General features: G+C 66.4%; 20 protein-coding genes and 1 tRNA gene. 11 read left to right on the plus strand and 10 right to left on the minus strand.

The window, feature by feature from the left end; all coding sequences use genetic code 11:
* Window positions 1-105: 105 nt before the first annotated feature.
* The 4 genes from AC5P5S_RS05305 to AC5P5S_RS05320 all read right to left on the minus strand — a co-directional run bounded on the left by AC5P5S_RS05305 (window position 106) and on the right by AC5P5S_RS05320 (window position 3284).
* On the minus strand, window positions 106-1527 hold the full coding sequence (locus tag AC5P5S_RS05305) for a M28 family peptidase (RefSeq protein ID WP_012481115.1): 1422 nt from the start codon (window positions 1525-1527) through the stop codon (window positions 106-108).
* A gap of 224 nt (window positions 1528-1751) precedes the next feature.
* A complete protein-coding gene (gene mscL, locus AC5P5S_RS05310; RefSeq protein WP_005410819.1) occupies window positions 1752-2156 on the minus strand; it encodes a large-conductance mechanosensitive channel protein MscL in 405 nt (134 codons plus the stop codon).
* A 54-nt stretch (window positions 2157-2210) separates the two neighbouring features.
* The gene (locus AC5P5S_RS05315; RefSeq protein WP_005410818.1) at window positions 2211-2927 is read right to left on the minus strand and encodes a fumarylacetoacetate hydrolase family protein; all 717 of its coding nucleotides are present in this window, start codon (window positions 2925-2927) and stop codon (window positions 2211-2213) included.
* Window positions 2928-3002: 75 nt separating this feature from the next.
* Window positions 3003-3284 carry a hypothetical protein gene (locus tag AC5P5S_RS05320; protein WP_005410817.1) on the minus strand — a complete coding sequence of 94 codons (282 nt, stop codon included), beginning with the start codon at window positions 3282-3284 and terminating at the stop codon, window positions 3003-3005.
* 178 nt (window positions 3285-3462) lie between these two features.
* Between AC5P5S_RS05320 and AC5P5S_RS05325 the strand changes: the two genes are divergently transcribed.
* Window positions 3463-3798 (plus strand): Rieske (2Fe-2S) protein, encoded by a 336-nt coding sequence (locus AC5P5S_RS05325; protein WP_062605770.1) that lies wholly within the window; start codon window positions 3463-3465, stop codon window positions 3796-3798.
* A 381-nt stretch (window positions 3799-4179) separates the two neighbouring features.
* On the opposite strand, the gene AC5P5S_RS05330 is transcribed toward AC5P5S_RS05325, so the two are convergent.
* The 4 genes from AC5P5S_RS05330 to thiS form a co-directional block, all read right to left on the minus strand.
* Window positions 4180-6027 (minus strand): SLC13 family permease, encoded by a 1848-nt coding sequence (locus AC5P5S_RS05330; RefSeq protein WP_005414317.1) that lies wholly within the window; start codon window positions 6025-6027, stop codon window positions 4180-4182.
* 27 nt (window positions 6028-6054) lie between these two features.
* Complete coding sequence (trmB, locus tag AC5P5S_RS05335) at window positions 6055-6789, minus strand: tRNA (guanosine(46)-N7)-methyltransferase TrmB (protein ID WP_005410814.1); 735 nt, start codon at window positions 6787-6789, stop codon at window positions 6055-6057.
* Window positions 6789-7583, minus strand: coding sequence for a thiazole synthase (locus AC5P5S_RS05340; protein WP_005410813.1), 795 nt, complete (start codon window positions 7581-7583; stop codon window positions 6789-6791). Before AC5P5S_RS05340 ends, trmB begins: the two co-directional genes overlap by 1 nt.
* A 151-nt stretch (window positions 7584-7734) precedes the next feature.
* Window positions 7735-7935, minus strand: coding sequence for a sulfur carrier protein ThiS (gene thiS / locus AC5P5S_RS05345; protein ID WP_005410812.1), 201 nt, complete (start codon window positions 7933-7935; stop codon window positions 7735-7737).
* A 206-nt stretch (window positions 7936-8141) separates the two neighbouring features.
* Between thiS and AC5P5S_RS05350 the strand changes: the two genes are divergently transcribed.
* The 4 genes from AC5P5S_RS05350 to AC5P5S_RS05365 all read left to right on the plus strand — a co-directional run bounded on the left by AC5P5S_RS05350 (window position 8142) and on the right by AC5P5S_RS05365 (window position 12110).
* Window positions 8142-9977: an autotransporter domain-containing esterase gene (locus AC5P5S_RS05350; protein WP_049460991.1), complete on the plus strand. Its 1836-nt coding sequence runs from the start codon at window positions 8142-8144 to the stop codon at window positions 9975-9977.
* A 115-nt stretch (window positions 9978-10092) separates the two neighbouring features.
* Window positions 10093-10166, plus strand: a tRNA-Gly gene (locus tag AC5P5S_RS05355).
* 310 nt (window positions 10167-10476) lie between these two features.
* Complete coding sequence (locus tag AC5P5S_RS05360) at window positions 10477-10881, plus strand: DUF805 domain-containing protein (protein WP_049448792.1); 405 nt, start codon at window positions 10477-10479, stop codon at window positions 10879-10881.
* Window positions 10882-10955: 74 nt separating this feature from the next.
* The gene (locus tag AC5P5S_RS05365) at window positions 10956-12110 is read left to right on the plus strand and encodes a hypothetical protein (protein WP_062605772.1); all 1155 of its coding nucleotides are present in this window, start codon (window positions 10956-10958) and stop codon (window positions 12108-12110) included.
* On the opposite strand, the gene AC5P5S_RS05370 is transcribed toward AC5P5S_RS05365, so the two are convergent.
* The gene (locus tag AC5P5S_RS05370; RefSeq protein WP_005414313.1) at window positions 12111-12548 is read right to left on the minus strand and encodes an acyl-CoA thioesterase; all 438 of its coding nucleotides are present in this window, start codon (window positions 12546-12548) and stop codon (window positions 12111-12113) included.
* A gap of 129 nt (window positions 12549-12677) precedes the next feature.
* Here AC5P5S_RS05370 and rimK point away from each other — a divergent pair, with 129 nt between their 5' ends.
* From rimK to AC5P5S_RS05400, 6 genes are all read left to right on the plus strand, one after another.
* The gene (gene rimK / locus AC5P5S_RS05375; RefSeq protein WP_062605774.1) at window positions 12678-13556 is read left to right on the plus strand and encodes a 30S ribosomal protein S6--L-glutamate ligase; all 879 of its coding nucleotides are present in this window, start codon (window positions 12678-12680) and stop codon (window positions 13554-13556) included.
* Between the two features lie 246 nt (window positions 13557-13802).
* Window positions 13803-14279 carry a hypothetical protein gene (locus AC5P5S_RS05380; RefSeq protein ID WP_005410806.1) on the plus strand — a complete coding sequence of 159 codons (477 nt, stop codon included), beginning with the start codon at window positions 13803-13805 and terminating at the stop codon, window positions 14277-14279.
* An 89-nt stretch (window positions 14280-14368) separates the two neighbouring features.
* Window positions 14369-14839, plus strand: a complete 471-nt coding sequence (locus AC5P5S_RS05385; RefSeq protein ID WP_005410805.1) for a hypothetical protein — start codon at window positions 14369-14371, stop codon at window positions 14837-14839.
* 8 nt (window positions 14840-14847) lie between these two features.
* Window positions 14848-15525 carry a response regulator transcription factor gene (locus tag AC5P5S_RS05390; RefSeq protein WP_005410804.1) on the plus strand — a complete coding sequence of 226 codons (678 nt, stop codon included), beginning with the start codon at window positions 14848-14850 and terminating at the stop codon, window positions 15523-15525.
* Entirely contained in the window at window positions 15488-16855 is a 1368-nt protein-coding gene (locus AC5P5S_RS05395) for a sensor histidine kinase (protein ID WP_043034309.1), read from the plus strand. The genes AC5P5S_RS05390 and AC5P5S_RS05395 overlap by 38 nt, the downstream gene beginning before the upstream one ends.
* A 494-nt stretch (window positions 16856-17349) precedes the next feature.
* Complete coding sequence (locus AC5P5S_RS05400; RefSeq protein WP_231336626.1) at window positions 17350-17736, plus strand: hypothetical protein; 387 nt, start codon at window positions 17350-17352, stop codon at window positions 17734-17736.
* A 259-nt stretch (window positions 17737-17995) separates the two neighbouring features.
* On the opposite strand, the gene coaE is transcribed toward AC5P5S_RS05400, so the two are convergent.
* Entirely contained in the window at window positions 17996-18607 is a 612-nt protein-coding gene (gene coaE, locus AC5P5S_RS05405; protein WP_062605778.1) for a dephospho-CoA kinase, read from the minus strand.
* Window positions 18608-18614 lie beyond the last annotated feature (7 nt).

Raw genomic sequence — 18614 nt, forward strand, 5'->3', positions numbered from 1 at the left:
TGACCCTGCCGGGTTCCTGATTCAGGACCCGCCTTGGTGGGTGCGAACCTTGGTTCGCACCGCTCCTGCCGCTGCGCTCGCCGGGCATGGCCCGGCACTACCGCATCACTCGTTCGGTGGCGTGGTCGCCTTGGCTTCGCTGCCGAAACTGCCATCGGCTTCCGCCGCCAGGTACGCGAACACCGTATACGCGGCCACGTTCTGTGCCAGTGCCTTCGGGTCGATCTTGTCCAGCGTGTCGTCGGCGGTGTGGTGCAGGTGGAAGTAGTCCGAGCCGTCCTGCGCCAGCCACGCCCACGCACCGCCCTTGGCGGCCAGCGGGCCGACGTCCGGGCCCGGGCCACCCTTGTCGGCCTGGTACTCGATGCCCAGCGGCTTCATCACTTCGGCAATCTGCTTCGTCGCTTCACGTGAGCCTTCCGGATTCGGTGAACCGGTATTGAAGGCGTAGATGCGGCCTGCGCCGAAGTCGCTCTCGGCGGCCAGCTGGTGCAGGGCCACGTCCTTGGCGTGTGCCTCGGCATAGGCCTTGCCGCCGTAGAGGCCCTGTTCCTCGTTGGCGAAGGCGATCACGCGGATGGTGCGCTTCGGTGCCTGCTTGAGCTGGCCGATCAGGTGGCCGGCGGCCATGGTGATGCCCACGCCCGCGCCGTCATCGACCGCGCCGGTGCCCAGGTCCCACGAATCCAGATGGCCGCCGATCACCACCACTTCCTTCGGCAGGCTGCGGCCGGTGATCTCGCCGATCACGTTGTACGAGGTGGCGGTGCCGTCCCAGCCGCAATCCAGTGCCACCTTCACCGTGGTGCTGCCACGGGCCAGCAGGCGCGCCAGCTGGTCGGCATCGGGCACCGACAGTGCCGCCGACGGCACCGGGGTCAGGCCATCATCGAAACGGGTGATGCCGGTGTGCGGCACGCGGTGGGAGTCGGTACCGGCCGAGCGCATCAGGAAGCCCACCGCGCCCTTGCGGATCGCTTCTGACGGTCCCTTGCTGCGGATTGCACCGCCGCGGCCGTAGTCGCGGCCATCGCGGAACGGCAGCATCTGGTAATCGACGAAGGCGATCTTGCCCTTCAGCGAACCGGCCGGTGCCGCCTGCAGGGCGGCCAGATCGGCGAAGCGCACCACCTCCGCTTCCACCGTGCCGCCCGGGCTGCCGCCCAGCGCAGTGATCTGCAGCGGCTGCGGGTTCCTGCCGGTCACGGCAGCGTGTTCACTGCGCCGCTCCCATTTCGGGAAGGTCACCGGTTCCTTCCACACCTTGTCGAAGCCCAGTGCCTTGAACTTGGCTTCGGCCCAGGCCACGGCGCGGGCGTCGGCCTCGCTGCCGGCGATGCGCGGGCCGATTTCGGTGGTGAGCGATTCGACCACCTTCCAGCCGGTGTCATCGGCCAGCGCCTGGTCACGCAGCTGTGCGGCGGTCGCCAGCGACGCCGGGGGCAGGGTGGTGGTATGCGGCGCCGCGAAGGCCGGGGCGGCCAGCAGGGCGAGGGAGGATGCGATGGCAAGGACGCGGCGACGCATGGACAGCTCCGGGAAGGGACCAAGCCTTGGAGCTTAACAGTCGTTCAGCCCGGCGCATGGGCGGGAGGTCATGGCTGGCGCGAACGCTGTTTTCCGCCATGTCCGGCAAAGCGAAAGCCCCGCCGGAGCGGGGCTTTCGCGCAGTCGCGGTAGTGCCGGCCGCTGGCCGGCTTCCGCATGTTCCGATATTGCCGGCCAGCGGCCGGCACTACCGTTCTGCCGCCTTATTTCTTCAGGCTGTCGCGGATCTCGCGCAGCAGCACCACTTCCTCGGCCGGTGCGGCCGGTGCAGCCTCCTGCTTGCGCGACAGGCGGTTGATCGCCTTGACCACGATGAAGATGGCGAAGGCCACGATCACGAACTGGATCAGCGTATTGATGAAGTCACCATAGCCGATCACCACGGCCGGAATCTCCTTGCCGTCCGGCCCGATGCGGGCCGGTGACAGCGTCCACGCCAGCTGCGAGAAATCCACCTTGCCGATCAGCAGGCCCAGCGGCGGCATGATGATCTTCTCGACCAGCGCCGTCACGATCTTGCCGAAGGCCGCGCCGATCACCACGCCGACGGCGAGGTCGATGACGTTGCCGCGCATCGCGAATTCCTTGAACTCGGTGAGCATTCCCATTGTTGTTTTTCTCCGGTGGGGAAGTGGACAGCGCGCAGGGTAGCGCAGCTGATGTCAGCCGGCGATCACGCCGTGGCGCTCGGCCACATTTTCCAGGCGCGCGCTGAAGCGGTCGCCGGGCTTCAGTGCAGCCACGCCTGACGGGGTGCCCATGAACACCAGGTCGCCGGCACGCAGCTGCCACAGCTTGGACAGCTCGTGCAGGATCTCCGGCACGTTCCAGATCATCTGGTCCAGCAGCGCCTGCTGGCGCACCTCGCCGTTGACCTCCAGCGACAGGTTGAGCGCGGCCAGATCGCCGACCTCTTCGGCGTGGACGATTTCGCTTATCGGCGCGGAAGCATCGAAGCCCTTGGCCGCATCCCACGGGTGGCCCTTGTCCTTGGCCGCAGCCTGCAGGTCGCGGCGGGTCAGGTCCAGGCCGACGGCGTAGCCGTAGACCAGTGCTTCGGCATCGGCCACGGCCAGTTCGCCTGCGGGCGCATCACGGCCGATCGCCACCACCAGCTCCACTTCGTGGTGCAGGTTGGCGGTCGCCGGCGGGTAGGGGATGACGTCGTCATGGCCGATCACGATCGCATCGGCCGGCTTGCTGAAGAACATCGGGCGGCCACGGTCATCGGCCGCCGGCACCGCCGCGCCCATTTCGCGGGCGTGGTCGGCGAAGTTGCGGCCGACGCAGTAGATGCGGTGCACGGGGAAACTGCCACCGCCCACTACCGGGACACGCGGCAGGGCTACGGCAGGGATCACATCGGAGACATCGGACATTCGGGCATCCAGGAAGGGCGTGCCCGCAGTCTAGAACGCATGGCGCCCGCCGTCAGCGGGCGCGGAAGACCTGGATCAGCGCGAGGCCGGCAGCACCGGCTTGCGCACTACACGGTACTCGCCTTCGACCACGGTCGGATCGACCGGACGGGCAACGCCCGGCTTGCGCGAGGCCAGCAGCTTCCACGCCAGGCCGACCAGGATCATCGCTGCACCGACGAACACGCCGATGAACACCATCGCGGCCAGGATCGCCAGGCCAAGCAGGCCCACGGCAACGCGCACCAGCGGATGGCGCGGCTTGCGCGGCGCGAACAGGGTGCGGAACTGGTTGAAGGCGGATGCGCGATTGAACATGGCGGCTCGATAGGCTGGGATCAGCGAAACCAGAGTATCGGGACGCGCCACTGTCATTGAGTGAAAAACTCGTTAAATATAGCCTGTGCTTATTACGGATCAATGACTTGTGTTCATGTCGCAGCCAGTCACCTGAGTGGGCGTGCGACAATGCGGGTTTACTGTCCGAGCCTTCGCCATGACTGCCCCTGCCGCCCTGATCGCCCTTGATGCCATTGCCGATGGCGCGTTTGCCGAGGTCGAAGCGGTGGTTGATGGCGATGCCGAATCGCTGGTGCTGTACCGCGACGGTGCGCAGGTGCGTGCGTTCCTGAACATCTGCCCGCACGCCGGCCGCCGCCTGGACTGGGCCCCGGGCCAGTTCCTGAAGAGCCGTGAAGGCCACCTGGTCTGCGCCGCGCATGGCGCCTCGTTCGCGCTGGACAGCGGCGACTGCGTCGCCGGCCCCTGCAAGGGCGACCGCCTGCGCGCGGTGCCGGTGGACGTGCGCGACGGGCAGGTTTACCTGGCTTGAGGCAACCGGTGTGCGAACCAAGGTTCGCACCCACAGGCTCAATGGGTATCCACATCAATGGGTATCCAGAGATTCATCCACGCATGGCGTGGATCTACGGTGTCGACCAAGTCGACAGCTACCAGAGCGAGATCGGTGCCGACCAACGGTCGGCACCCACCACCAGCCTCGTGAAACTGTCGAAGGCGGGGTGGGTCCGGTTGCGGGGGTGTCCGCGGCATGGATGCCGCGGCCAAGCCCCCACGGACGGGTTTACGGCGTCCCCCGCAACCGGACCCACCCCGCCATCCCACGGAATGCACGCTTTTGCCGTTGATGTTGCCGGCCAGCGGCCGGCACTACCGGGGTGCAGGGCCCAGCCCTGCCAACAAACCCCAACCCTCAGAACATCAGGTTGATCATCAACACCACCACGCAGGTGTAGATCAGCGACAGCGGGCCGCCGACCCGCCACATCTCGCGCGGGGTGTAGTTGGCCGGGCCGGTGATCATCGAGATCACCGGGTTGGAGGCCGTCATCAGATTGTTGGACGCCGACAGCGCCACAATCAGCGCGAACGCGGTCGGGTTGCCGCCCGCCGCCAGTGCCAGGTTCACCGCGATCGGCACCATCACGATGGTCGCGCCCACGTGGCTGATCACCAGCGAGAACGCCGTGGTCAGCAGCGCCAGCGCCACCTCCAGCACCCACACCGGGATGCCGGTGGGCAGCTTGTCGATGGTGTGGCCGGCCACCCATGCCGCCGCACCACTGGAGTCCATCGCCCAGCCGAGCGGAATCAGCCCGGCCATCATGAACACCGTTTTCCAGTTGATCGAGGCATAGGCCTCGTCCATGCGCAGCACGCCGGTCAGCAGCATGCCGGCCACGCCGGTCATCAGCGTCAGCGCCACCGGCAGCTTGCTGGTCAGCGCGATCAGGATGGTCAACGCGAAGATCGCCATGGCGATCTTGAATTTGTGCGGGCGTTGTTCGCCGGTCGGGTAGTCGGTCACCACCACGAAGTCGCGGCTCTTGGCCGCCTGTGCCAGGTCGGTCCAGATGCTGTGGAAGACCAGCATGTCGCCTGCACGCAACTGCACGTCGCGCGCGTCCTCGCGGATCACCTGCTTGTCGCGGTTGATCGCCAGCAGGCTGATGCCGCGCTCCTTGCGCAGGCGCAGGTCGGCCGCGCTCTTGCCGATCACGTTCGAGGTCGGCGGTACCACCGCCTCGGAAATACCGGCGCGGCTCGGGTTGAACAGGTCACCCAGGTGCTTCAGGCGCGAAGACATGCGCAGGAACTGGTTCTGCGCGAAGTCGTTGATCTGCTCGCGCGGACCCATTGCGCCGAGCACGCTGCCCACCCAGATGCGCATCTCCGCCGGCGGCGCCAGGCGCGTGTCATTGCCGGTCTTCAGGGCCAGCAGCAGCGGGGCATCGTGCAGGTTCTCGGCCTCGCCCAGGGTCATGCCGACCAGCGGGCTTTCGGCACTGACCACCAGCTCGAACACATCGCCTTCGATGCCATAGGTCTTGGCGAAGTAGCTTTCGGTGCGCGCCGGGGTGACCCCGTCGTTGGCCAGGTTCTCTTCCTCGATCAGCTTGCGGTCGCCGTAGTAGCGGAAGTACAGCAGCGAGGCGATCAGCAGCGCCACGCCGATCGGCAGCGGCGCGAACATGCGCAGCGGCTCGATGGTAGCCAGGCCCGAGGGCAGGTTGTTGTTGGCCGAGGCCAGCAGATCGTTCAGCAGGATCAGCGGTGAATTGCCGACCATGGTCAGCGCACCGCCCATCACGATCGCCGCCGAAATCGGCAGCAGCAGGCGCTGCAGGGTCAGGCCGGTGCGCGCTGCCAGTCGCGAAGCCACCGGCAGGTACAGCGCCATCACCGACGGGTTCTGCATGAAGGACGAGTTCAGGCCGGCAATGGCCGTGGTCATCATCAGCAGCCGCTGCTCGACGCCATGACCGCGTCGCAGCAGCCACGCGGCCAGCCGGTTCAGCGCCCCGGTGCGGTCCAGGCCTGCACCGAGGATGGTGGTGGCGATGATGCTCATCACCGCGTTACCGGAGAAGCCGCCGAAGATTTCCTCCGGCGCGATCAGCCCGGTGACACCGAGCACCACCAGCACCACCAGCGCGACCACGTCGGCGCGGATGCGCTCGAACAGGAACATCGCCATCGTGAAGCCGACCAGCCCGAGCACGAGCTTCATGTCGTTGGTCAGCGTCAGCGCGGTATCCATGTGGGGCGCGGCGTCCTCAGGCGATCGTCAGGTGCGGTCGTACAGCAGGTCCCAGACGCCATGGCCGAGTTTCTGGCCGCGGGTCTCGAAGTGGGTCTGCGGGCGCCAGTCCGGGCGCGGCACGCTGCCACGCGGGCCGGCACGGTTGACCAGGCCGGCGGTGGCATCGAGCACGTCCCACATCTGCTCGGCGTAGTCCTCCCAGTCGGTGGCACAGTGCAGGCGACCGCCCGGGCGCAGCTTGCGCACCAGCAGTTCGGCGAACGCCGGCTGCAGCAGGCGGCGCTTGTTGTGGCGCTTCTTGTGCCACGGGTCCGGGAAGTAGATGCGCACTTCATCGAGCGCGCCATCGGCGATCTCGTTCTGCAGCACTTCAACCGCGTCGTGGTGGTACAGGCGCACGTGGTCGGCGTTGTCGTCGGCCAGCGCGTTCAGCAACCTGCCCACACCCGGGGCGTGCACTTCGATGCCGATGTAATCGCGCGACGGGTCGTGCTGGGCGGCGAAGCGCAGCGCGGCACCGTTGCCGAAGCCGATTTCCAGCACCTTGTGTGCCGGGCGGCCGAAGGTGGCGTCCAGGTCACGCGGTTGGCCGGTGTAGTCGAGGCCGAAGCGCGGCCAGCGTTCATCGAACGCGCGCTGCTGGGCGGGGGTGAAGCGGCCTTGGCGCAACACGAAGCTGCGCACCTCGCGGCGGCCCTCGCTTACGGTGAAGGGCTTGGGCGGAGCCTTGGAACCGGCGCTGTCGAAAGGATTGGTCATCAGCCGATCAGCCCATCCACCGGGGAGGAGGCGCTGGCGTAGCGCTTGCGCGGGATGCGCCCGGCCAGGAAGGCCTCGCGGCCGGCCTCGACCGCCTTGCGCATGGCACTGGCCATCAGCACCGGGTGGCGCGCACCGGCAATGGCCGTGTTCATCAGCACGCCGTCGCAGCCCAGCTCCATCGCAATCGCGGCATCCGACGCGGTACCGACGCCGGCGTCGACGATGATCGGCACCTTGGCGTCTTCGATGATCTGCAGCAGGTTGTACTTGTTCTGGATGCCCAGGCCCGAACCGATCGGCGCGGCCAGCGGCATCACCGCAGCGCAGCCGATCTCTTCCAAGCGCTTGGCCAGGATCGGATCGTCAGAGGTGTAGACCATCACCTCGAAGCCGTCCTTGACCAGCTGCTCGGCAGCCTTGAGGGTCTGCACCACGTCCGGGTACAGCGACTTCTGATCGCCCAGCACTTCCAGCTTGGTCAGGTTATGGCCGTCCAGCAGCTCACGGGCCAGGCGGCAGGTGCGCACGGCGTCTTCGGCGGTGTAGCAGCCGGCGGTGTTGGGCAGGATGGTGTAGCGCTCCGGCGGCAGCACGTCGAGCAGGTTCGGCTCGCCCGGGTTCTGCCCGATGTTGGTGCGGCGGATCGCCACGGTGACGATCTGGGCGCCCGCGGCCTCGGTGGCCAGGCGGGTTTCTTCCAGATCCTTGAACTTGCCGGTGCCGGTCAGCAGCCGCGAGCCATAGGTCTTGCCGGCGATCACCAGCGAATCGGGGGAGACATGAACGTTCATGGCGCGATTATCGCCTATCCGCCTGAAGATGGGATCACGCAAGGCGGTGCTGTCCGCAGGAGGGCGAGGGTAGTGCCGGCCGCTGGCCCGCAAATGCAGGGTGCCTGACAGCGTCGGATTGCCGGCCAGCGGCCAGCACCACCCGGAGGTCTCAGCCCCCGCCCAACGCGTGCACGATCTCCACCACGTCGCCTTCGGCCAGGACGTGCTCGCCGTGGCGGCTGCGGCTGACGATCTCGCCGTTGACCTCGACCGCCACCCGGCGCTGCAGCAACTGTTCGGCCTCGAGCAGGTCGTGAAGGGTTGCCGAAGCGGGCAGGGCGCGGGGTTCGCCATTGAGCTGGATGTTCATCCGTGCATTGTCGCCGATAGCCCGCCGGGATCGGAACACTTGCAAATTGAACGGGGCGCCAGCTCCGGCACAGCAGGTTTCCCGGCGATCGGGCGACAATCCATGCGGCGGCGCAGCGTGAGCAAAACGCGGCGCAGTGAAACCATTCACCGTGCGCCGGCGTACGTCCGCCGGGTCCTCAACGATATCCCCACAGGAGTTTTTTCATGCTGCTCAGCAAACGCCCGATCCGCACCCTGATGGCGGCCGCGATCGCGCTGGCCGCGCTTCCGGCCATGGCAGGCGAATCCCCGTATTCCAAGGCCGTGTTCTTCGGCGACAGCCTGACCGATGCCGGCTATTTCCGCCCGCTGCTGCCGGCTGATGTGCGTCCGGTGACCGGCCAGTTCACCACCAACCCGGGCTGGGTGTGGTCGCAGCAGGTCGCCAACTACTATGGCCTCAATGGCGCCGCCAATGGCAACGGCCAGAACGGTGACAATTACGCGGTCGGTGGTGCCCGCGTTGGCGTGGACGTGCCGAGCGCAATGGGGACTATCCCCTCGCTGAAGTCGCAGGCGGCCCGTTATCTGGCTGCCAACGGCGGCAAGGCTGACGGCAATGTCCTGTACACGGTGTGGGGCGGCGCCAATGACCTGTTCGCCGCCGCAGCTGCGCCGACGCAGGCACAGGCCATCATCGGCGCCGCCGTCACCGACCAGATCGCTCTGGTGGGTGCGCTGAAGCAGGCCGGTGCGCAGTACGTGCTGGTGCCGAACCTGCCGAACGTCGGCCTGACCCCGGCCTTCCGCGGCCCGAACGCGGCCACCGCCACCGCGCTGTCAGCCGGCTACAACAAGGCTCTTTATGGTGGCCTGAAGCAGGCCGGCATCGAGTTCATCCCGCTCGATACCTTCACCGTGCTGGGCGAAGTCGCCGCCAATCCGGCCATGTACGGCTTCACCAACGTCACCAGCACCGCCTGCAAGATCGATCCGGCCAATTCGACCCAGAGCATCCTGACCTGCAATCCGACCAGCTACGTCAGCCCGGATGCGGCCAACACCTATCTGTTCGCCGATGGCGTGCATCCGACCACGGCGGGCCACCAGCTGCTGGGCCAGTACGCGGTCTCGGTGCTGGAAGCCCCGCGCCTGCAGCAGGTGCTGAGCCACTCGGCACAGACCATCGGTCGTTCGCGTGCCGATCAGGTCAGCATGCACCTGGGCGGTCGTCCGGCCGACGGCCTGTCCTGGTGGGGCGGCGTCCGCGGTGACCTGCAGCGCTACGACCACGCGGATCTGTACGACGGCCTGGCGCCGGCCGGCCTGTTCGGCATCGACTGGGCGCGCGACGGCATGGTGGTCGGCGGCTTCGCCGGCTTCGGCCGCCTCAACGCCGACTTCGGCAACAGCCGTGGCGATTTCACCCAGAAGGACACCACCGCCGGTCTGTTCGCCGGCTGGTACGGCGATCGCATCTGGGTGAACGGCCAGGTCAGCTACACCTGGCTGTCGTATGACGTGAACCGCAAGGTCCAGCTCGGCCCGGCCACCCGCGAGCACGGTGGTTCGCCGGACGGCAGCAACCTGACCGCCGCCCTGAACGCCGGTTACGAGTTCGGCACCGAAGGCGGCTTCCGCCACGGCCCGATCGCTTCGGTGATCTGGCAAAAGGTGAAGATCGATGGTTACACCGAAAGCGCTGCGGCCGGCACCCTGGCCACCGCGCTGGGCTACGACCGCCAGAACGTTGATTCGACCGTTGGTCGCATCGGTTGGCAGGCCCGCTTCGATGGCGGCACCCTCAAGCCGTACGCGCAGCTGACCTACGACCATGAGTTCGAAGATACCAAGCAGGGCAGCGCGTGGCTGCAGACCCTGCCGGAACTGGGCAGCTACCGTGTGCCGGGCCTGAAGTTCGACAAGGACTACGCGACCGTCGTGCTGGGCGCCCGCACCGAACTGTTCGGGCTGCAGAGCAACTTCGGCCTGAGCGCTTCGGCCGGGCAGAAGCGTGCCCAGGACGCAACGCTGTTCGCCAACTTCAGCGGCACCTTCTAAGCAGAAACCAGGCGGGGTCGGCCCTCTCGGCAACGAGAGGGCTTTGACCCCCGGCCTGATGCGATGGGCACCATTGCGCAACACGGGGTCCAGCGCATAGACTTCCCACCGCAACGCGGGCGTAGCTCAATGGTAGAGCTGTAGCTTCCCAAGCTACTGACGTGGGTTCGATTCCCATCGCCCGCTCCATGTCTCCAGCGGTCTGCATCAGGCAGACGCTCCGCGATATCCGAACCCCGCTTTTCCGCGCATGGATCCCGGTCGAGATGCCCGGTGAATGCCAGGGCTGGACGTGGCTTCGCAAACATCCCTTGGCCGGATCGGTCGAGTCCGAATGTATCCTTGCGCAGAGCCTGCAGGACAGGAACTGCCCCGCTGCAGCTGCGGCTGCTGTGGCCTCCCGGGCCCGGTCGAGCTGCGGGGTTCAGTTGATGCTTGGCTTCGCAATGCTAGAAGATCGTCAGCTGTTGACGCCCAACATCCGTTGCCCGGAGCGTGAATGATCGCTGCACTTGTGCCCATCAGGCGATGCTTTGATTTTTCCGGACGATCCGACCGGCGGGAGTTCTGGTCGTATTCGCTGCTGGCCGGGTTCGTGGTGGCGGTGAGCTACAGCGTGATGGATCGCGGTTACTGGCTGGTCGGGTACCTGTCGTTGGATTGGGAAACGTCCGAGAGCCTGTGGAAGGTGGGATGGGTCATGACCGTCTGCGCTGTCTTCGTCTTCCTGCCTCCGATGCTGGCCCTGACCGTGAGGAGATTGCACGATATCGACGAGTCAGGCTGGTACACCGTGATCGCGTTCATTCCCTTGGGGGTGTTCGTCCTCTTTCCGGTCATGCTGCTTCCCGGGAGCGAGGAAGAGAATCGATTTGGCGCAGTTCCAGGAGCGCAGGATGCTTGAACCGGCATCGGCCGCAATCGATCGGATCGGCATTGAAGACGTCGACGGTTCGCTGGGGCGCCTCTCTCATCCGCATGTCCCTTGATCGAACCGCCCTGCGGCGCTACACCCAGTGGTTGCCGTTCCTGGCCCTGGTCGCCGTCTGTGTGGCCTGGTGGTCGCCTTTGGGAGTGATTGCCGGCCTTGCCGTGTGCCTTGCGTTGGGGGGCGCGCTGCAGCGAATCGATCTGGTCGGCAATGCCGTGGGCGGTTCACGACTGCGCTCGCAATCGATGAAGCCCTTTGCCGAACGGCCGCCCGCACATGATGTGCTGTTGGATTGGGGCGAGCTGGGCATGGGCGGACCGGCGTACAGCACGCAGATGCTGCGCGATGGCGCCATCGTCGAAGGCGTATCCACTGGAGGCAGTCGTGATGCCAGTGGTGAATGGCAGGACCTGCCGGGAGGCGCGCTGCGCCTGGCCAGCGGGTATGTTGATCGATGCGAAGCAGTGATCGTCTACGACGAGCGCCAAAAGACGGTGCAGGTGCTTGCGGCTGATCCCGGCCAGTTCCGGCAGCAGCTGGGCGAGCGCCTGCAGACCGATGGGGAGGCGGGGGCGGCGTCGTGGCTGCGCAGCCAGTCCGGCGGCGTGACCCAGCTGCATTCCTGCCGAGGCCTATGGTTGGAGCACGGACATCCGGCGCTGGCCGCCGGATTGCCGCGGGAGCTGAGGCACGTCCTGCCTGATGCCCGGGTGCTGCGCGCGGTCCCGCTGCTTCCCGATGATCTGCGCGTGACTGCGCATCCGGCCCTGTTCGCGTGCATCTGCCCGTATGCCCTTTACCTTGACGAGACCTCCAGTGGTCGCCATGCCTGTGATCTGGAGACCGTGATCGCGAGCCCGTCGGGACGCTGCCTGGTGGTGGCCGGCAGTGTGCTTGATGAGAACCTGCGACCCATCGAGGGCGTGTGGCTTGTCTGCTGGCAGGGTCGTTGGCAAGCCTTTGCCCGTCATGCGATGGGGGGCTTCGGCAAGGCCCGGAGCATGGCCTGGATCAATGTGATCGATGCTGACGATGACGGCACACTGCAGTGCGAAGCCTATGAGGAACGCTGGGAGTCCGATGCCGTCCATCGATACCCCACGCGCCACACAGCCTTGGAGCTGCCTGTGGAATGGCGGGAAACCGGGTTGGCGCTGCGCGCCCGGGATGGGCGCTTCAGGCTGCGCCTTCCCTCGCGCTGATCAGGCCTCGGCGGCGCGCGCGCTCGTTTCCCGCAGCGACTGTGCATATTCCTCGGTGAACAGCCCCGACAACGCCTGGCGCTGCTCCGCATCGATCTCGCGCGAGGCGTTGGCCGTGTAGTCGAAATGAACCATCACGCAGCGGCCGCTGGCTACCAGGGCCTCGAACTGGAACGCCTGCTGCACGATCGACAGCGAGGAGCGGCCAATGCTCTCGATCCGGGTCTCGATGCGCACTTCGTGTCCCGCCTGTATCTGCTGCAGGAAGTCGATCTCGTAGCGGCGCAGGATCAGTGCCAGGTCGCGCATGCTGGCCTCGCGGCTGAAATGCCGGAAGATCTCCTGGCGGCCTTCCTCGAACCAGACGGGCAGGGCGGTGTTGGTGACGTGGCCGAGTACATCCACTTCGGAGAAGCGCGGGAATACGGTGATCGACATCGGGGTTCCTTGCGGTCTGGCCTGCCCCCGCAGTGTGCCGCCTGCGCCGGAGCAAGCCACGCCGCAGGGCATCATCCACCCGCCACACGCCCGCGCTATGCTGCGCGCCTGCCGCCCGATCCTGCCGCGATGAAGCTCGCCATCCTGTCCCGCAACAGTTCCCTGTATTCCACCCGCCGGCTGGTCGAGGCGGCGCGCGCGCGCGGCCACACCGTGCGCATCCTCGATCCGCTGCGCTGCTACATGCGCATTGCCGCCGATGGCTTTTCGATGCATTACAAGGGCCGGCCGATGACCGGCGTGGACATGGTCATCCCGCGCATCGGTGCCTCGATCACCCGCTATGGCACGGCCGTGCTGCGCCAGTTCGAACTGATGGGTGCACGCACCCCGAATCCGTCCGACGCGATCCTGCGTTCGCGCGACAAGCTGCGCGCACACCAGCTGCTGGCGGCCAAGGGCATCGACATGCCGGTCACTGTGTTCGGCGACAACCCCGACGACACCGTCGACCTGTTGTCCATGCTGGGCCCACCGCCGCATGTGGTGAAGCTCAATGAGGGTACCCAGGGGCGCGGCGTGATCCTTACCGAGAAGGCCAGCGCCTCGCGCGGCATTGTCGAGGCCCTGCGCGGGTTGTACGCCAATTTCCTGATGCAGGAATTCATCGGCGAGGCCAAGGGCGCCGATCTGCGCTGCTTCGTGGTCGGTGACCAGGTGGTTGCCTCGATGCAGCGGCAGGCGCCGGAAGGTGACTTCCGCTCCAACCTGCATGCCGGGGGTACAGCGGTGGCGGCCAAGGCCAGCCGTGCCGAGCAGCAGGTGGCGGTGCGGTCGGCCAAGGCACTGGGACTGTCGGTGTGCGGGGTGGACCTGATCCGCTCCGCGCGCGGCCCGCTGGTGCTGGAGGTCAATTCAACGCCGGGGCTGGAAGGGATCGAGGCTGCGTGCGGGGTGGACGTGGCCACGCGCATCATCGAGCACGTCGAGAGGCTTAAAAAACCCTGATTATTCAGCGCCTTGAGATTCTCACGGGCGGATGAGGCCGGCTTTAACAAGCCTTTAATCGGCCCGCGCGTAGGCTTCAGCGAACCGCAGCTCTGCCTCTCAGCAGGATCGGTATCGGGATACAACTTCAGACCCAGGCGGGGGCACCGCCTGGGTCTTTTTTATGCCTGCCCGCTGTCCCTTGTGGAGGTGGCGTGACGGCCGTAGAGTGGCCCCCATCGTTCCTGGATGGATCGGAGGCTGGCGATGTACCGCATCACGATGATCGCGTTGTTGCTGGGCCTGGCCGGATCTGCTGCGGCCAAGCCGGAGAAATCCGTTGTGCAGATGGACCGGCAGTCGCCGGTGGCCGAGCAGGTGCGCCAGGTCGAAAAAGCCCTGGATGATGGCGATTACAGCGAGATTTCCGCTGATGACCGCAGCACCGTGCGCGAAGCGCTGGCCCGGATCACCGCGCGGATGGGCGGCCACCAGAGCGTGCAGGAACTGCCGCCGCAGGTGCAGGGGGAGGTCTTCAACGACCAGGAGCGGATCAATACCCTGCTCACCCGCGCCCACGAGGACAGCCGGCAGATCTGCCAGCACACGCGCAGTACCGGCAGCAACATGCCCAAAAGCCGCTGCCTGACAGTGGCCGAACGCCGCCGGATCGAGGAAAAGGGCAAGGCGCTGTTGAACGACCAGCGCACCTTCAACAACTTCAACCCGGCCAGCTCGCGGTAGGGCTTCCGCTGCCCCGACCATTGGCACTTGCTGGCGTGAAGGGGGTGCGAATAGAGTCGGGATTCGCCACAGACAAGGATTTGTTTGCCATGAAACAGGCTTTGATGTCGGCCGTCCTGTTGTCAGGACTCGCCCTGGTCAGTACCGCATCGGCATCCAGGGGCAAGGACGTGTTCGTGCCCGGCCAGCCGCTGCAGCAGCAGATCGCGCGTATCGAGGTGGAGCTCAAGGACGGCGAAACCTATTCGGAACTCAAGCAGGACGAGCGCACCCGCGTCAACGACGCCCTGGCACGCATGCGGGCAGCGGTGGAGCAGTACCCGGCACGCGATTCCATGCCTGAACCGGTGCAAACCCAGGTCTTCAACGATCAGCAGGTCGTGAACACGGTTTTGACACAGGCGCGTGAAGATAGTCGTCTAATATGCCAACGTGAAAAGCCCATCGGTTCCAACCGGACCACGACGCAGTGCATGACCGTTGCCGAGCGCGCTCGGCAGAAGGAACGGGCACAGCAGGACATGAGGCAGGTCATGCGCGCCGGCAGTACAGTCAATTAGAGGTGACAGTGAGAATCCTGGTAATCGAAGACAACAGCGACATTGCGGCCAACCTGGGCGACTATCTGGAGGACCGGGGGCATACGGTGGACTTCGCGGCTGACGGGGTCACCGGCCTGCATCTGGCCGTGGTGCACGAGTTCGACGCGATCGTGCTGGATCTCAACCTGCCAGGCATGGACGGCATCGAAGTCTGCCGCAAACTGCGCAATGAAGCGCGCAAGCAGACCCCGGTGCTGATGCTGACGGCCCGCGATTCGCTGGACAACAAGCTGGCCGGCTTCGATTCCGGTGCCGATGACTACCTGATCAAGCCGTTCGCGCTGCAGGAAGTGGAAGTGCGTCTGAACGCCCTGTCGCGCCGCGGCAAGGGCGTGCAGACCCGCGTGCTGGAAACCGGCGACCTGGAATACAACCTGGATACGCTGGAAGTGCGCCGCCAGGGCAAGCTGCTGCAGCTCAACCCCACTGCGCTGAAGATCCTGCAGGCGCTGATGGAAGCGGCACCGGCGGTGGTGACCCGCCAGGAGCTGGAAACCCGCGTGTGGGGCGAGGAACTGCCTGATTCGGATTCGCTGCGCGTGCATATCCATGGCCTGCGTGCGGTGGTCGACAAGCCGTTTGAAGTGCCGCTGATCCAGACCCGCCATGGCATCGGATACCGCATCGCCACCCCGGAAGCCTGATTCCGTGGCAGCCAAGGGGGAGCGCCGGCGCACGCCATACCGGCGGCGCCTGCGCAGCCGCATCATCGTCTCGTTCGTGTTGTTGGGCTTCTGCCTGACGACACTGTTCGCGTTCGCCACCAACTGGGCCCGCCTGCGCGTGGAAAACCAGCTGGTGGAAGAGCTGATGAACCGCAACATCGACGAGTACGCGCGGCGCTACTACGAACACCCGGGCCACAACCCGGACGCGCCGGTGCTGCAGATCCGTGCGTATGCCTATTCCAAGGACAAGTTCGACCGGGTGCGCGAAGAACGCGCGCAGTGGGCGGGCTTCTCCGATGGCATCCACAGCGTCAGCGGCGACGAACACGGCGAACCCTATTCCTACAAGCTGGCCGTGCGGAAGACGCCCGACGCCTGGTTCTTCCTCGCCTATGACATGACCGACAGCGTGCGCGGCGGCAAGCAGCTCAACCGCGCGCTGGTGTTGTCGGTGCTGGTGTTCAGCGTGCTGTCGCTGGTGCTGGGCTGGTGGTCGGCGTCGAAGGTGATGAAGCCGGTGTCGGACCTGGCCGCGCGGCTGCGTGCGTACCGTGGCGGTACCAGCGAGCCCGAGCCCTTGGCGCCGCGCTTTCCCGATGACGAGGTGGGGCAGCTGGCACAGGCGCTGGACGACTATTCCTCGCGGCTGACCGAAGTGGTGCAGCGCGATCGCGAGTTCAATGCAGACGTCAGCCATGAACTGCGCACGCCGCTGGCAGTGATCCGCGGTGCCACCGAGCTGCTGCTGACCCGGCCCGGCCTGGACGAGAAGGTGCTGCAGCGCCTGCAGCGTATCCAGCGTGCCGAGCAGCAGTGCAGCGACCTGATCGGCGCACTGCTGCTACTGTCGCGCAACGAGCGCGGGCAGGGCACCAGCAACGTGGCCCGCGTGGCCGAGCAGCTGCTGGATGCGCACCGCGCGCAGCTGGGTGGCAAGCCGCTGGAGCTGCTGCTGGAAGGCGAGCGCAACCTGGTGATCGATGCACCCGAGGCGGCGCTGTCGGTGGCGCTGGGCAACCTGATCGGCAACGCGGTGAAGTACTCGCAGGATGGCGAAGTACGCGTCTTCGTGGGCGCCAATTCGGTGTCGGTGACCGACAGCGGCCCGGGCCTGAGCGAGGAAGATGCGGCCAAGCTGTTCCAGCGTGGCTACCGCGGCACGCACGCTGGTCATTCGCAGGGCGGCGGCATCGGCCTGTCGATCGTCAGCCGTCTGTGCGACCTGTACGGCTGGCAGGTGAGCGTGCGTCCCGGTGGCGAGCGTGGCGTGATCGCCACCCTGACGTTCTCGCCGAAGCCGCTGTAAGCACCCCTGCTTTGGTGGGTGACGACCTTGGTCGGCACGGACCCTGCCGACCTTGCATCACGCCCTGTGTCGCTTGTGCCACTGAATCCCCCGCACGCGAACATCCCATCGCAGGCCCGACACGACACCACCGTGATCGCTGCCGCGCCCGGCGCGTGTTCCAACGCACGCATTCGCAAGCCCGCGCCGCACTTGGGAATTTCCTTACAGATTGCCGTGCGCGGCGATGGCCTGATGACCTGGCCGGGGCAGGTGCCTTGGCCGGGATTGGCGTCCTGAAAAAAACCAACAAATCAAAAGCTCCGGATGTGCTCTAGCTCATCATGGAAAATGCATCGTCTGCCCTCGCTTTGGCGGACGGTGCGTGGGGATTCGCCAGAATCCGCTGGAGTCTTTTTCCTTCGCTTTTGAGTTGTTGGGTCTCCGGTACGCCAACCCGCACCGTCCGCCACCTTGCATCTGCAGGTGGCCTGCCGTCTGCGAGGAGCTTCATCATGTCCACCCGCCCGCTGTTCCCCCAGTTGCACGCCCTGATCGGCGATGCCGCCCACCTGCTGCCTGCCGACGTCGCCGAGCGGGTCGAAGTTCTGCTGGATGACCCCAGGGACCTGCTGCCCGCCCTGCTGGCGCGCATGGATGGCCGCGACACCGCCGACGGCCAGCGGCTGGATGTGCAGGGGGGCAGCCCGGCGCAGGCCGCCACGATGGCTGGTCTCAGCCGCACGCTTGCCGGCCTGAATACCCTGATCCAGCTGCTGCACGCTGCCGAAATCGCGCGGGAGCAGGGTGGCGCCCGCCAGCAGCTCAATCCCGATGTGGTCGACGGCCTGCTGTTGGGCGCCCGCGAACTGGCCCGCTACGCCCGCCAGCAGCTGGAGTAGATCCACGCCACACATGGATGCGCTTTGGTAGTGCCGGCCGCTGGCCGGCAATCGAATCGGCCAGTAGATCTACGCCACGCATGGATGCGCTTCGGTAGTGCCGGCCGCTGGCCGGCAATCGAATCGGCCAGTAGATCCACGTCACGCATGGATGCGCTTTGGTAGTGCCGGCCGCTGGCCGGCAATCGAATCGGCCAGTAGATCCACGCCACGCGTGGATGCGCTTTGGTAGTGCCGGCCGCTGGCCGGCAACCAGGCCTCAAGCCCCGGCCAAGCCCAGATACCGCGCATGCAGCTGTTCCACCTGCACCTGCAGGTCCTCCGGCTGCCCATCATTGACCACCACGTCATCGGCCAGTGCCAAGCGCTGCGCACGGCTGGCCTGCGCCGCAATCATCCGGTCGGCCAGCGCGGCATCAATGCCATCGCGCTGCATCAGCCGGGCGTGCTGCACGGCTTCCGGTGCATCCACCAGCAATACCCGGTCCAACCAAGGATAAGCCTTCCGCCCGCCCACCTCGATCAGCAGCGGAATGGCCGCAATCGCATAGGGGCTCTCAGCCTGCTCGCACTGCTGTTGCATCAGCAGGCGGATGGCCGGGTGGGTGATGGCTTCCAGCGCCGTCCGCTCGGCCGGATCGGCAAAGACGTGGGCGCGCAGGCGGGCCCGGTCCAGGCTGCCGTCGGCCAGCAGCATGTCGGCGCCGAAACGCTCGGCAATGCGGGCCAGCGCCGGGCTGTCGGCAGCCACCACGGCCCGGGCGGCCAGGTCGGCGTCGGCCACCACGATGCCCAGCGCTTCGAAGCGCCGGGTCACTTCACTCTTGCCCGAGGCGATGCCACCGGTCAGGCCAACCACATAGCGGCTCATGGGGCCT

This window comes from Stenotrophomonas sp. YJH_SMC_54 (assembly GCF_059368435.1).